The 13,640-nt window shown below is 46.6% G+C and carries 11 protein-coding genes and 2 pseudogenes; 11 read left to right on the top strand and 2 right to left on the bottom strand.

Features of this window, described 5'->3' with window-relative positions; all coding sequences use genetic code 11:
- The first annotated feature begins 254 nt into the window (after positions 1-254).
- Genes V7126_RS03765 through V7126_RS03745 form a run of 5 tightly spaced genes read left to right on the top strand, consistent with a single transcriptional unit; the run spans position 255 to position 4,523 of the window.
- Positions 255-971: a lantibiotic protection ABC transporter ATP-binding protein gene (locus V7126_RS03765; protein WP_046129028.1), complete on the top strand. Its 717-nt coding sequence runs from the start codon at positions 255-257 to the stop codon at positions 969-971.
- On the top strand, positions 968-1,708 hold the full coding sequence (locus tag V7126_RS03760; RefSeq protein ID WP_046129027.1) for a lantibiotic immunity ABC transporter MutE/EpiE family permease subunit: 741 nt from the start codon (positions 968-970) through the stop codon (positions 1,706-1,708). The genes V7126_RS03765 and V7126_RS03760 overlap by 4 nt, the downstream gene beginning before the upstream one ends.
- Positions 1,705-2,475, top strand: a complete 771-nt coding sequence (locus tag V7126_RS03755; protein ID WP_046129026.1) for a lantibiotic immunity ABC transporter MutG family permease subunit — start codon at positions 1,705-1,707, stop codon at positions 2,473-2,475. Before V7126_RS03760 ends, V7126_RS03755 begins: the two co-directional genes overlap by 4 nt.
- Before the next feature lie 21 nt (positions 2,476-2,496).
- Positions 2,497-3,159, top strand: coding sequence for a response regulator transcription factor (locus tag V7126_RS03750; RefSeq protein ID WP_046129025.1), 663 nt, complete (start codon positions 2,497-2,499; stop codon positions 3,157-3,159).
- Complete coding sequence (locus V7126_RS03745; protein ID WP_046129024.1) at positions 3,150-4,523, top strand: sensor histidine kinase; 1,374 nt, start codon at positions 3,150-3,152, stop codon at positions 4,521-4,523. The genes V7126_RS03750 and V7126_RS03745 overlap by 10 nt, the downstream gene beginning before the upstream one ends.
- Positions 4,524-4,550: 27 nt before the next feature.
- Here V7126_RS03745 and V7126_RS03740 read toward each other — a convergent pair.
- Positions 4,551-5,445: pseudogene (locus V7126_RS03740) on the bottom strand (LysR family transcriptional regulator).
- A gap of 118 nt (positions 5,446-5,563) precedes the next feature.
- On the opposite strand from V7126_RS03740, the gene V7126_RS03735 reads away from it, so the two are divergent.
- The 3 genes and pseudogenes from V7126_RS03735 (at position 5,564) to V7126_RS03725 (ending at position 8,867) form a co-directional block, all read left to right on the top strand.
- A complete protein-coding gene (locus V7126_RS03735; RefSeq protein WP_046129022.1) occupies positions 5,564-5,983 on the top strand; it encodes a tautomerase family protein in 420 nt (139 codons plus the stop codon).
- A pseudogene (locus V7126_RS03730) lies at positions 5,967-6,708 on the top strand (SDR family NAD(P)-dependent oxidoreductase). Before V7126_RS03735 ends, V7126_RS03730 begins: the two are co-directional and overlap by 17 nt.
- 80 nt (positions 6,709-6,788) lie before the next feature.
- Positions 6,789-8,867 (top strand): class I SAM-dependent methyltransferase, encoded by a 2,079-nt coding sequence (locus tag V7126_RS03725; protein ID WP_046129021.1) that lies wholly within the window; start codon positions 6,789-6,791, stop codon positions 8,865-8,867.
- 36 nt (positions 8,868-8,903) lie between these two features.
- Here V7126_RS03725 and V7126_RS03720 read toward each other — a convergent pair whose 3' ends face one another.
- A complete protein-coding gene (locus V7126_RS03720) occupies positions 8,904-9,977 on the bottom strand; it encodes a DUF5105 domain-containing protein (protein WP_046129020.1) in 1,074 nt (357 codons plus the stop codon).
- Between the two features lie 501 nt (positions 9,978-10,478).
- On the opposite strand from V7126_RS03720, the gene V7126_RS03715 reads away from it, so the two are divergent.
- The 3 genes from V7126_RS03715 (at position 10,479) to V7126_RS03705 (ending at position 13,491) form a co-directional block, all read left to right on the top strand.
- Positions 10,479-10,646, top strand: a complete 168-nt coding sequence (locus tag V7126_RS03715) for a hypothetical protein (protein WP_157759321.1) — start codon at positions 10,479-10,481, stop codon at positions 10,644-10,646.
- 382 nt (positions 10,647-11,028) lie between these two features.
- Positions 11,029-12,198, top strand: a complete 1,170-nt coding sequence (locus tag V7126_RS03710; protein ID WP_335496757.1) for a M20 family metallopeptidase — start codon at positions 11,029-11,031, stop codon at positions 12,196-12,198.
- Between the two features lie 168 nt (positions 12,199-12,366).
- Complete coding sequence (locus tag V7126_RS03705; RefSeq protein ID WP_046129018.1) at positions 12,367-13,491, top strand: type II asparaginase; 1,125 nt, start codon at positions 12,367-12,369, stop codon at positions 13,489-13,491.
- Positions 13,492-13,640 lie beyond the last annotated feature (149 nt).

Genomic DNA, 13,640 nt, shown 5'->3' with positions numbered 1-13,640 from the left:
CCTGATCACATTCTGATAGAATATTCAATTTTTCTTCTTTTGAAAACCATTTTCCAGCCATGAAAAAACTCCCCCAAGGCAAACAGATTTTTTTATTTCATCTGTCTACCTTTAGGGGAGCATATCAGATCGGAAGGTTTTTTGCGTTTTCCCAGTCTTGATTAAATCTTGATAAAAGCATCTTACAATATCAAATGACACCATGTGGAGCGCAGCCGCTCCGAAATCAAAGAAATACGGGGAGAGGAAAAGGCATGGGAAACATCCTGTTGGAAACGAAACATCTCAAAAAACAATTTGGCGGAAGCACAGTGGTGACAGATGTCTCGCTTACAGTTCAAAAAAACAGCATTTACGGACTGCTCGGTCCCAATGGCGCCGGGAAGTCAACAACTCTGAAAATGCTGACCGGAATTTTAAAACCAACGTCAGGGGAGATCTTTTTTGACGGCCATCCATGGAAAAGGTCTTTTTTACAAGATATAGGGTCTTTAATTGAATATCCGCCTCTTTATGACAATTTGACCGCATATGAAAACGTAAAAGTCCACGCAACACTAAGGGGTCTTGCACATGACAGAATCGAGAAGGTGCTGAAAACCGTTGATATGCACCATGCCGGAAAAAAAAGAGCGGGACAGTTCTCGATGGGAATGAAGCAGAGACTCGGGATCGCAATTGCCCTTTTGAATCATCCGAAGCTGCTTATTCTGGATGAGCCTACTAACGGACTGGACCCGATCGGCATACAGGAACTGAGGGAGCTCATCAGGTCATTTCCGCGGGAAGGGATCACGGTTATCTTATCAAGCCATATTCTTTCAGAGGTGGAGCAAATCGCAGATCATATCGGCATCATCAGCGGAGGACGCCTTGGGTACCAGGGGGAAATCGATAAGAAGGACGATCTTGAGCGGCTCTTTATGGAAGTCGTAAAGTCAAACCGTGAGAAAGACGGTGGAGATCAATGATCGGACAATACATAAAAGCAGAGCATCTGAAGTTTAAACGGGCGTTTGCGAGGAAAGCCATTGTCACCGTTCCTTTGATCAATATATGTTTCTCCTTTTTGATGAACGCCGGCTTTTTCGTCACGGGTACATTCAACTGGTGGTCGATCATTTTTATGCCGATGATGATCGCATTGATGTGTGCATCATCACACCAAAAGGAGAAAAAAGCGTCCAACTACAACGGCGTCTTTTCGGCACCGGTCGACTTGAAAACGATGTGGTATGCAAAAGTGGCGGTGATCGCAATTTATTCATTGGCTTCGCAAGTCATATTTTTAGGTTTCATGTATATGATGGGGTTTGTTATTCCGCAACTTGCGACTGTCAATTTGGCCATTATCACAGCCAGTCTGCTGCTTTGGGCCGCCACGCTCTGGGAAATTCCGTTCTGTCTGTTTCTCGCGAGAAGGTTTGGATTTGCCGCTGCCGTTACGGTCAATTTATTAGGCAGCTTGATTCTCGGCATTATGTCGGCTTCGAAATCTTTATGGTGGTTAAACCCGTGGAGCTGGTCGATCCGCATGATGTGTCCGGCGATCGGCATACATCCGAACGGCTTGCCGCTTGAGAATGGCGATCCCCTGCATAGCTGGGCGGTCGTTCCTCCGGCGGTGCTGCTTGCGGCTCTGTTGTTTGCAGTCTTGATGATCGTGACAAAACGTTCGTTTTCACCAACGGGGGGTGGTATAAAGTGAGGCTGTTTTTGAGGTGCCTGCGGGCAGATATCCAAAAAACGAAGCGCACCTCTTTTATGTGGCTGCACCTTTTGATTCCGTTCATTTACGCAGGGATTTTTCTGCTTTATTTCTATTCGAAAGACCCGGGCCCGTTTGATTTATATCAATCGTATATGACGTTGATGGCGGTTGCATTGCCGTTTCTCATCAGCATCATGTGCGGGACGGCTGCCCAACTCGAAGAGCATGCCGGAAAATTTCAAGTGCTCCTGGGCGCAACGTCTGTAAAGCTGACTGCGTATGTCAGTAAAATCGCCCTCCTCCTTATGATGAATGCGGCATCCGTCTTTTTGGCGATTGCAGTCTACCTGGCCGGGCTGACGTTTGTCTTAAAGGTGCCCGATCTTCCGTATGCTCTTTTTTGGGAAGGCGGGGCATGGCTGTTCGCCGGATGTGTGACATTGTATATGCTCTATTTTTTGGTCAGCTGTGTGTTTGGAATAGGAGCGTCCGTTCTATTGGGAGGCGCCGGCTTTCTTATGACGGCTCTGATGAATACGGGGCTTGGCGACGTGATATGGAAATACAACCCGTGGGCATGGGGCATCAGATTATCAGGCCTTTCCGGAATACGTTATTTTGGGAAAATCGACGCCGAATATATGCCGTTATTCGACCGGGAAATGAATACGGGAATATATATGATGACGTTTGTTATAATGGCTGTATTCATCACCAGCATCCTATGGTTTATCCCCTGGGAAGGAAGAAAGGCTAATGAATAGTGATAAAGGGTGGATTAGCAAGTGGCGAACATTTTGGCGGTAGACGATGATAAGGATATTCTGGTCCTCATTCAAAACATTTTGCGGCGGGATCAGCATCTGGTTCATACGCTGGATAGAATAAACAGAGAGTCTCTCGACGTTTTCGGAGGATACGATTTGATTTTGCTCGATGTCATGATGCCCGACATTGACGGATTTGAATTATGCAAGCTCATCCGTCCGATCGTAGACTGTCCGATTATATTCCTTACGGCGAAGACGGATGAAGAAGCAGTCGTAAAAGGTCTCATGACGGGAGGGGACGACTATATTTCGAAGCCGTTCGGCGTTCTCGAGCTTAGCGCAAGGGTCAATGCGCATTTAAGAAGGGAGAATCGGGAGAAGCACGAGAGAAGGCGGCTCATTTCCGGGTTTTTGTTTCATTTTGACAGCAAGGAAGTATTTATTCACGGTCAAAAATTAAACCTGACGAAAAACGAATATAAAATATGCGAGTTCCTGGCCCAACATAAAGGCCGGACCTTTTCGAGAGAACAGATTTATGAAGAAGTATACGGGTTGGACGGCGACGCTTTATACTCTACGATCACCGAATTCATCAGGACGATTCGAAAAAAATGCAAAGAACATCATGAGGATCCCATTAAAACGGTGTGGGGCGTAGGATACAAATGGGAATAACGAAAAGAAAAAAGACGCTGCGCAGAGAACTGATTGTATACATGATCACGCTATGTTTAAGTTTAGCCGCCGTTACCTCCCTGTATCTGTTTGTCAACACAATGGGAATGAATGCGGGTCTGATTGATCCGGCGAATGATAATGAACATAAAGCGGAAAAGCTGAAACCGCGGCTTCAGGAAGCAAAACAGGTAACAGGCAGCATGATCCCGGATACGATGTCATACGCCATTTTGGATAAGAAATCGAAGCGGAAAACCGCGGGGACGATAAAAGAGAAAGATTTATATATTGTGAGGAAAAAAATAGAGAACAAGCCGTATGTAAACTTCAAGCAAAAAGGCTATCTGATCATCGACCGAAAAGACGAATATTGCGTTTTGGAATATTCCTTGCGGGCTGAATTCCATTCTCCATTATTGAGAAAGTATCTTCCAAACTATGAGCTGACGAGCATTTGCATCCTGGTTATGTTGATCATCACGGTCATTTTTATTGTGACAACGCATTTTGCCAATCAATTAAAAAGGCATTTCGACAAATTAAACACGATAACGGAACAAATCAAGGAACAGAATCTGAATATTTCACCGGAATACTCGAATTTCAAGGAATTTGATGATGTCATTGAATCTCTTATCGAGATGAAAAATGCCCTTCAGGCATCTCTTGAGGCGCAATGGCACATGGAAAAATCGAAAAACGAACAAATCGGCGCGCTTGCTCACGATGTGAAAATCCCTATGACGATTATTAAAGGAAATGCGGAACTGCTGGGTTTATCATCACAAAGCGGGGAGCAGTCCGATTATATCGGCTATATCCTGAATGCCGCAATTAAAATCGAGCAATATATCGATCAATTAATCCATATATCAAAAACAGAGGAAGCGTTCCGCGCCGATCTGAAACGCGTTCAAGTGAAGGAGCTTGTAAACAGCGTGATTCAGGAAATGACGGCATACATAGGAAGCAAAAGCGTTGAAATCGTGCGGACAGAACACAACCTTGATTCGCAAGAGGCAACAATTGACCGCCAGCTTCTTCAGCGGGCGCTGATGAATATTCTGTCAAACGCGGCCGACCATTCGCCTGACGAAGGGAAGGTTTATTTTGAAGCAGCCTGCCGGCGAGACTCCCTCACTTTTACGATCACGGACAGCGGGAATGGCTTTACTCCTGAAGGGCTGAAAAAAGCGGCACAGCTTTTTTACATGGAGGATAAAAGCAGAACATCAAACGGACATTACGGAATCGGCCTTACGTTTGCCCTTAATGTCGCAAAACTGCATCAAGGCGATCTGGTGATCAGGAATGCGGAGACGGGGGGCGGACAAGTGCAAATAACGATCCCGCTAAATTAGGCGTAAGGTTGGGAAGGGCCTTCCGGATCAATTCGGAAGGTCCTTTTTTTGTCTTTGAAGATTTTCTTTTAAACATTGATAAAGCTTGGCTGCCGCGTGCTTCAGAGGAAATGCCGACGTTTTGCAGAGGATGCCGAACCTGATGGCAATCGGATTGTCAATGAGGTCGCGGACCGTAGTTCCGGCAGGCGGGGAGGACGCGATGCTTTTTGGAACGAGGGCGATCCCGAGTCCTGCGGCTACATAGTTTTTCAATGCGGTCATGCTGCCGACTTCCATTGTGTTCATTTGGCTCCCGGGCAATTCCTGAAAGGCGATTTCGACTTTTTTCCGATACGTACAGTTGTGGGCCGTGATGAGCAGGCGATGCTCTCTGAGATCCTTTAAGCTGACGCGCTCATGTTCTGCCGCAGGGTGTCCTTCGGGCAAGAGCACTGTCAGCTCTTCCGCGAAAAGCGGTTCAAAATAAAGGTCTGTTCCGATCGCCGGCGTCGAGCNNGTCGAGGTTCCCTTGCAAAAGCCGTTCCGCGAGCGGCGCCGAGTTTCCGATTTCGACGGATATCCGGATCTTTGGATGCTCTGCTAAAAATTCTCCCAAAATCCCGGGCAAAAGGCGGCTTGCGATCGGTTCCACCGCCCCTAGGCGAATGCTGCCGGCTTCACCGAGCAATAAGTCAGACATGTTGTTTTGCAGCTGCTCGATCTCTTTGACGATATGCCGGCTTTGATCAAAAAAGAGCCTGCCGGCTTCCGTCAGCCTGAATGTTTTTCCCCTTTCCAGCAGGCGGACTCCGAGGTCTGTTTCGAGTTTTTGAATTTGCATCGTCACGGTGGACTGGGCGTAATTCAGCTCTTCCGCCGCCCGAATGAAGCTTTTGCAAGTTACGATTTTATGAAACGTCTTTACTGCTTTCATATCCATGTTCAAATTCCTCCGATATGGGGTTCAATAAAATTGAACATATCGTTCAAATGATTCAATTATACTAAACCATAAAAGGAATATATACTATAAATCAAACAAGAGGAGGGATGATCACATGCCGTTTGTCCGAATTGATCTATTAAAGGGCAGAACAAAGGAAGAGCTTCGAACGATCAGCCGCTCTGTTCATCAGGCGATGACAGAGACGATCGATGTGCCGGAAGACGACTACTTTCAAGTGATTACACAGCACGATGAAGAAGAATTTTTCTTCGATCCGGGCTATATGAACATCAATCGAACGAAAGATCTGATTTATATTCAAATCACAATGAAGCAAAGACCGATCCAAAAAAAGCCGGCATTGTATCGACGCATCGCAGAACACCTGCACAGCGGGGCAGGCATTCGGGTGGAGGATGTCATGATTATCGTGACAGAGAATGTGAAAGAGAACTGGTCGTTTGGAAATGGGATTGCACAGCTTGCATCAACAACCGGGGAAGGGGCGGATCAAAATGGATATTCAAGATAAAACGGCACTCGTGACGGGAGGCGGCACCGGAATCGGACGGGCTGTATCTCTTAAACTGGCAGAGCGCGGGGCTGCGGTTGCGGTGAACTATTCACGTTCAGAAGCGGAGGCGGAAGAAACGGTCCGGATGATCGCTGAAAGAGGAGGACGGGCGATCGCCGTTTAAGCTGACGTTTCCCGGGACGATGAAGTCCGGAATATGATTGAAACGATCGTACGGGAGTTCGGAACTGTCGATCTCCTCGTCAATAATGCAAGCATCACCCGGCATATTCAGCTTGACGATTTGGAGGCCGCTTCGGATGACGTCTGGGATGTGCTTTATGCTGTCAATGTCAAAGGGATGTTCCACTGTGCAAGGGCGGCGGCCCCGCTGATGAAAAAAAAACGGCCGTGGTGCCATCGTTAACGTCGGAAGCATTGCCGGATTGACCGGATCAGGGTCTTCGCTACCGTATGCCGTATCAAAAGCGGCAGTTCACGGTCTTACGAAATCATTGGCTCATGCGCTTGCCCCGGAGATTACGGTTTCCAGCGTAGCGCCGGGAGCAGTGGCCACGAGATGGTGGGAAGGCAGGGAAGAAAAAATGATGCAGCTTACCCGCCAGATGCCTTTGGAACGGCTCGCTTCCCCTGAGGACATCGCCAAGCTCATCTGTGATGTACTTGAGCAGGAGGCCATGACGGGGCAGATCATAACCGCAGACAGCGGACAGACGCTGTAAACTATGTGTATTTCGCCCTATTTCTATATGAAACTATTTACCCTATGATGGTTCTTATAGAATAGAAAGAGGGAAGCTACATGAGACGTCTGCAATCTTTGGAAGCAATCGAAAAACTGAAAAATGGGGACCGGCATGTTTTGCGGCATGCCGAATGGTTGAAATATCTTTTTTTGACGGAGGAGAAAAACGTCAATCTGGAGCGCGTTCCTTCATTGGAAAAGATGCCTTCCAATCCTGTTCTTCTCTATGTTGAAAAGACGCTCTGCATATTAGAGCAAGCCGATATCCCGGAGAGGGAAAAGGCGATTATTGAAGAGGTCCTTATCTGGAGTGAGACGGCGAAATGCGGGCAGCCTCATAAAAGAAAGGAATGGCGGGACAAAGGGTTTCAGCTCGCGATTCATAACATCGGCTCAGCGCAAATCTATGCAAACCGAAGCCGGCCGTTTTTGGCTGACCGGCAAGATACGGAGGAGCTTGTCTACCTGTTGATTTTGACGCACGGGCTTGTGGGGCAGTACATTCGCGGGGAATCGAGATACCGGCAGCTTGAGCCTCTGATCGATTGGATGGAAGCATCAGGACAGGCGGACATCGATATGAAGAGGGTGCTGTATGTTTTGAACAACTGCATTATCGCCGGCGTGTCGGCTGCGCTTTGGGATTCGGTCAAACACGATGTGAGCGAGGTCGTGGCGCAGCTTTCGGAAGGTGAGCGAAAAAGAGAGCTGCCGTTTGCAGAAAGGCTGAAAAAGCTGCGCCAGCAAGCGATTGATATGGGAGAAGACGGAAGCCGCTATGAGCCGTATTTGACAAAGCACTCGGCAGAAAACGCCCTGCGGCGGCTTTTTGGACAGGTCGACTTATGGTATGTGGAGTCAGCGCTGTCCTCTTTCAGCTTTGAAGAGTTCGTCAAAATCTTCCTGCTCATCCGCCGTTCCGTCAATCCCCTGTCTGTCAGGCATATCAGTTTTGAACCGCTGATGAAGGATATTTACCGCGACTATCAAGGCGTTCGGCATACGAATATTTATAAAAAGCGGATTATTGAAGCTTATTTGAAAGAAATGTCTGTCACAGACCTGCTTCGCGGCGAGGCGCCTGTTAATGAACACGTTTCTTTAGCGGTTCAGCCGTTTGACGCCGCTTCGGAAATCATCGGTGTCACCTTTTCGTTCTCAAAGGCCGGGCTGAAGCTGATTGAGTTTTGTCAAGAAGCTGAGAAATCGCCGTTATACGAAAGGGCGATCGTACTGCTTTACGACTTTTTTGAGTTTCGGAAAGATTCATTTGACCGCCTGCAAAACGAGCAGGCTTACTTGTCAGATATGAATGGCGCTGAAGATTATAAAAAGAAGATTGCCGATTATGCCGTCGGGGAAAAGATGCTCGATATCGGCGCAGGCGGAGGCGTTATGCTCGATTTGCTGACGGAGTATCACCCCGAGGCTGAAGTGATCGGAATTGATCTATCGGTCAACGTCATTGAAGAACTGCAAAAACGGAAGGTCCGCGAGCATAAACCGTGGAAGGTCAAGCAGGCCGATGCGCTGGATTTGCCGGAGTATATCGAAAAGGAGAGCGTCGATACGATCGTATTTTCATCGATTCTCCACGAATTGTTTTCATACGTTCCTTATGAGGGCAGAAAATTCAATCACCGGGTCATTTCCCAAGCTTTAAAAAGCGCGTTTGAAGTGCTGAGGCCAAAAGGCAGGATCATCATCAGAGACGGCATTATGACAGAGGACAAGATGGCGGTGGTCCGGATTCGCTTTAAAGATCCAGACGGAATGGCTTTCTTAAGAAGATATGTCCGTGACTTTAAAGGACGGCAGATAGAGATTCTTGAGATCGAGAAGGATGCGGCTGTACTTTATGTCAATGATGCGATGGAATTTCTCTATACATATACTTGGGGGGAAGAGGCGTATCCGCATGAAGTCCAAGAGCAGTTTGGCTATTTCACGCCTTCTGAATATCGGGCCTGTATTGAGAAAGAACTGGGCGGACGTGCGAATATCCTTGTTTTTGAGCATTATTTGCAAGCAGGGTATGAGGAGCATCTCATTCCCAAAATTGAATTAACAGAAGTGAATGGGGAGGAAGCTTCTTTGCCTGACAGCACTTGTTTTATTGTCATTGAAAAACGATAGCAAAAAAAGCACCTTTTTTCGGTGCTTTTTTTGCTGTTAGTTTTTAAAGAAGCTTGAGAAATAATCCTCGGTATCATAATCAGTAAGATCAAGCTGCCATTTGCCGTCTTTCGTCTTCTTCATCGTGATTTCAACGGTTTTATCGTTTGAGGCGGTTTCCACTTTTTTGAGCTCTTCCGCCATGGCATCGATGGTAGGGTTGATCAGTTCTTCCCGGGACATATAATTTTTCCCGCTGTCTTTCACGTATTCTTCCATTCTCTTTTGGACTCTTTTTTGCGTATCTGAGCTGTCGATTGGTGTAATGGTTGCTTCGACTTTTGCTTCTTCGCTGGTCATCGTTTTTGTAACCGCTTTGACTTTCGCTTTATCTTTGTAGGCGTTTTGGATGGCGCTGATCAGTTTGTTCAGTTTCTTTTTATCGACATCTTCTTCATTATAGATGCCCATGGACTTGATAAGGGATTTTTGGCCGCCCTCAATATAATCGGTGACGATTTCCCGTTTGTTTTCGCCGGTCAATTTTTCGAAATCTTCATTATCCTTGCCGAAGAGCGTGATGTCTGTATAAGCAAGCAAAGCTTTTGCCGGGTCGTCAAGCTTTTTAGCAGACTCCAGCATGGCGCTGCTGCCGCCGTCTATTTCAAATTCAATCGGTTCGATTTTTTCGTCGCCATACGTTTCAGGCGCATATTCGAGCTGATACTTTTCCCCTTTTTCAACTTGGTAATACAGATATCCGTCGACTGATTTATCGGAGTTTAGCGTTGCAGTCGTTAATCTTTCATTCTGAGCATCATAAATGTTTACATCAGTCACTTTAGAATCGCCATGATAAAGGTTGAACGATCTGCGGGTGACGGATAATGGCTCTTTTCCCGTGTTTTTTACGGACACTTTCACTTTTAAAATCAGTTCACCATCAGCTAATTTTGTTGTTGAATCATCAGGGAGCGTATATTCTGTGCTGAGTATTTTGATCTCTGCGTTATCCGCTTTTTTTGCTTCGTCTTTGTCAGCGCTTGCACTTTTGTTCCCCCCGCTGCATGCGGCAGAAAATACGGCTACGATCATCAAGAGCAACATTAAATAAAACTTTTTATTACGCATGTCTATCTCCTTTTTCTATTATTTTTTCATTGTCATGCAACAAAAGGCCGACGTCGTTATGATGTATAACTTACTCAAGTCCCGGTCTTTTTGTTTGTCAAACAGTGAAATTATGATTATATAATTTCCTTTTTTCTGAGTTTCTTCTGCAAAATAGAAACAACAGTACTCATTTTAAGGTTTGGAGAATCATTGTGAAATAGGTTATAAATCCTAATTTTGGACGCTTTGTTTCAGGTTTAGGCATTCCCAAAAAGTTTGACTGGGTGAAAAAGACTATAACAAAAGGATTACCTTTAGATGAAATAAATGGAATCCGAAAAGTAGTTCTGATACGCGAAAATTGTCTGAAAATCTTGAGAAATCAGAGGAAACATTGAAAAAAAGGGAATGGTATTTCGAAAAGACAGTTGGTGATTCAATAGTCCTGAATTCAGGCGGAAGGCCGTTTTGGGTGAAAAGGACGGCTCGGGGAAAATTTAAGGTTACGTTAAGGAACGAGTGAAAAGCCGGAGGGGCTTTCACTTCATCCCGGTCATCAACGCGATGGATGGTCGCGAGCAGCCAGCCGGCGGTCAGCTTCCAGACGAACTTGATCCAGCGGTCGTACGGAATGCTGCAATCGCGAGCATCGCCATCAGTACGCCTGGAATCGGGATGATCATATAGAAAATGATGTCGGCCGATTGCATCATTCCTTCCGATACGGCTTTGAATACGCGAAAATACCCCCGGCGGGTGCGGCGTCAGTACGGGCTGTAATTTCCCTGGGCGATCACGGTGCGGCCGTCTTGTTCCGTCCGTTCAAACTTGCCTGAAGGGATCAAGAAAGACGCAAAAGCGGCAAGGATGATGAAAGAAAAAATCCAATACATACGAGTGCGGAAATTGGAAACCCGTTTTTTCGGAAGGATTATTGCTCACGTGGCTGCTCTCCTTTATAATGTATTATTATTCATTTAAATATATATTTAATCATTTTTGATAGATCACAGTCGCTTGTCAATTCCTTCGTAAGATTAGGAATCAAAAACAAGAAGGGGGCACCGCCATGAAAAGCCAAATTGAAAAAGAAATTGAAAGCATCCGGCAAGATTTATTTCACATCAGCCAATACATCGGCAACCATCCTGAGCTGGGGCATGAAGAATTCAAAGCGTCAAAGATCCTGTCAGAAGAATTAAAAAAACACGGGTTTGAAGTAGAGCTTGGCACATGCGGCCTTGCGACGGCATTTACAGCCGTATATGACAGCGGCCGCCCCGGACCGGCGATCGGGTTGATGGCGGAATATGATGCGCTTCCCGACATCGGCCATGCCTGCGGCCACAACCTGATCGGGACGATGGCCGTCGGGGCCGCCATCGGCATCAGCAAAGTGATGGCGTCATGCAGCGGCAAAGTGTATGTATACGGAACGCCCGCAGAGGAAACAAAAGGCGGCAAAGTGACCATGGCCGAGCAGGGGGTCTTTGACCATCTCGATGCGGCCATGATGGTTCATCCATATTACAGACACGAAAAAAGCGGAACATCGCTGGCGATGGATGCAATTCAATTTGAATTTTTCGGGAAAGCCTCACACGCAGCGGGAGCGCCGCATGAAGGAATCAATGCGCTTGATGCGGTGATTCAGACGTTCAACGGAATTAATGCGCTCAGACAGCATATTCTTCCTGATGCAAGGATTCACGGCATCATTCTCGAAGGCGGGAAAGCGGCCAATGTCGTTCCCGACTATGCGGTGGCCCAGTTCTATGTCAGGGGGGCGGAACGCAGCTATGTCAACGAACTGCTCGAAAAAGTGAAAAACTGCGCCAAGGCGGCTGCTCTGGCAACGGGCGCCCGTCTTCAAACATCTTTTTACGAGCTTTCCTATGACGATTTGAAAACGAATCAAGCCCTATCCGACATCTTTACAAAAAACATGATCGAATTAGGCGTCGAACCGGATTCGATCCACGAAAAAGCGGATGGAGGAGGCTCGGTTGATATGGGAAACGTCAGTCAGATCGCCCCGTCGATCCATCCGTATGTACAAATCTGTGATGAACCGTATGCATGCCACACGCCGGAGTTTCGGGAAGCGGCCATGAGCAGCAAAGGGTTTGAAGGCTTGATGCTCGGTGCGAAATCGATGGCGTTTACCGCTTATGATTTGATGACGAATGAGGAGTTTTTGAAAAAAGTAAAAGAAGAATTTAGGCTTTTAAAGCAATAGCAAAAGGGGAAAACAAGGGGAGTTTTCTCCTTTTTTTTTCGAAAGGATAGAAGAAAATCTACCATAAGATTAGACAGAAAATTTATAAAATTTACACTGGTATTAAAGGGAGGCAGAAGGAGAAAATACAAAAAATACGCTTACATACAGCAAGGGGAGATCAAAACCATGATAAAAAAACGAATGCTGATGATTGTATTAGGGCTGTTGTTGATCACCGGGTGTTCGAGTTCGAATGAGCCGGCAAATGAATCAAAGGCTGAAGCGAAGACGGAAACTGCAGCAGCCAAAACGGAACAAAAACAGAAAGGTCTTCCCAATATAGAAATTTTGGCAACCGGCGGAACGATTGCGGGAGCAGACAAGTCGAAAACGTCAACAACCAATTACAGAGCAGGTGCAGTAGGCGTTGATGCGCTGATTGAAGCTGTGCCTGAAATGCAGGATATCGCCAATATCAGCGGTGAACAGATCGCAAATATAGGCAGCCAAAATATGACGAATGAAACATTGCTGAAGCTGAGCAAACGCGCCAATGAGCTGCTCGCTTCAGATGATGTCGACGGAATCGTGGTCACCCACGGCACCGATACACTGGAAGAAACGGCTTACTTTTTGAATCTCGTCATAAAAAGCGATAAACCGATCGTCGTCGTCGGATCGATGAGGCCTTCGACCGCAATCGGAGCGGATGGTCCGTCCAATTTGTACAATGCCGTCAAAGTGGCCGCAAGCAAGGAAGCGAAAGGGAAAGGAACTTTAGTCGTCTTGAACGACCGCATCGCTTCGGCTAGATATGTGACGAAAACGAACACGACGACGCCTGATACATTTAAGTCGGAGGAAATGGGCAATATCGGCGTTATCGCAGGCGACATTTATATCTTCAATGACATCACGAAAAAACACACAAGGGAAACCGATTTTGACATTTCAAAAATCGATAAGCTGCCGCAGGTCGATATTATTTACGGGTATCAAAGCGATGGACGATATTTGTTTGATGCGGCGCAAAAAGCTGGTGCAAAAGGAATCATCTTCGCGGGCAGCGGAAACGGTTCAATCTCGGATGCGGCGAAAAACGGCGCAGTTGCCGCCGCAAAAAAAGGCGTGGCCGTCGTTCGGTCGAGCCGGACGAAAAACGGCGTTGTCACACCAAGCCCGGAGCTTGAAAAGAAAAAGCTTCTCGCCTCCAATTCGCTCAATCCCGAAAAGTCGCGAATATTGCTGATGCTTGCGCTGACGAAAACGAATGATCCTGCAAAAATCCAGACATACTTTAACGACTATTGATCAGCAAAAAGCTGCCGGAGCTGAACTGCACCCCAATTGTTAGACACCATCTAACAATCGGAGGTGCAGTTTTTTATGGCTAAATTTACAGCTGAGGAAAAAATACAAGCGGTCAAAAGGTATCTTGCGGTTAGGGAAGGGCATAAAAC

It is taken from the genome of Bacillus sp. JJ675, assembly GCF_036963165.1.
GTDB classification, from domain to species: Bacteria; Bacillota; Bacilli; order Bacillales; family Bacillaceae; genus Bacillus; species Bacillus glycinifermentans.
Note: the sequence above shows the minus strand (reverse complement) of the source record. Positions and strands in the feature narration are given on the sequence as shown.

Excerpts from the sequence above, each read along its gene's own strand:
- V7126_RS03725 (WP_046129021.1), top strand. The coding sequence starts at position 6,789 with ATGAGACGTCTGCAATCTTTGGAAGCAATCGAAAAACTGAAAAATGGG.
- V7126_RS03705 (WP_046129018.1), top strand. The coding sequence starts at position 12,367 with ATGATAAAAAAACGAATGCTGATGATTGTATTAGGGCTGTTGTTGATC.
- V7126_RS03720 (WP_046129020.1), bottom strand. The coding sequence starts at position 9,977 with ATGCGTAATAAAAAGTTTTATTTAATGTTGCTCTTGATGATCGTAGCC.
- V7126_RS03745 (WP_046129024.1), top strand. The coding sequence starts at position 3,150 with ATGGGAATAACGAAAAGAAAAAAGACGCTGCGCAGAGAACTGATTGTA.
- V7126_RS03760 (WP_046129027.1), top strand. The coding sequence starts at position 968 with ATGATCGGACAATACATAAAAGCAGAGCATCTGAAGTTTAAACGGGCG.
- V7126_RS03710 (WP_335496757.1), top strand. The coding sequence starts at position 11,029 with ATGAAAAGCCAAATTGAAAAAGAAATTGAAAGCATCCGGCAAGATTTA.
- V7126_RS03735 (WP_046129022.1), top strand. The coding sequence starts at position 5,564 with ATGCCGTTTGTCCGAATTGATCTATTAAAGGGCAGAACAAAGGAAGAG.
- V7126_RS03765 (WP_046129028.1), top strand. The coding sequence starts at position 255 with ATGGGAAACATCCTGTTGGAAACGAAACATCTCAAAAAACAATTTGGC.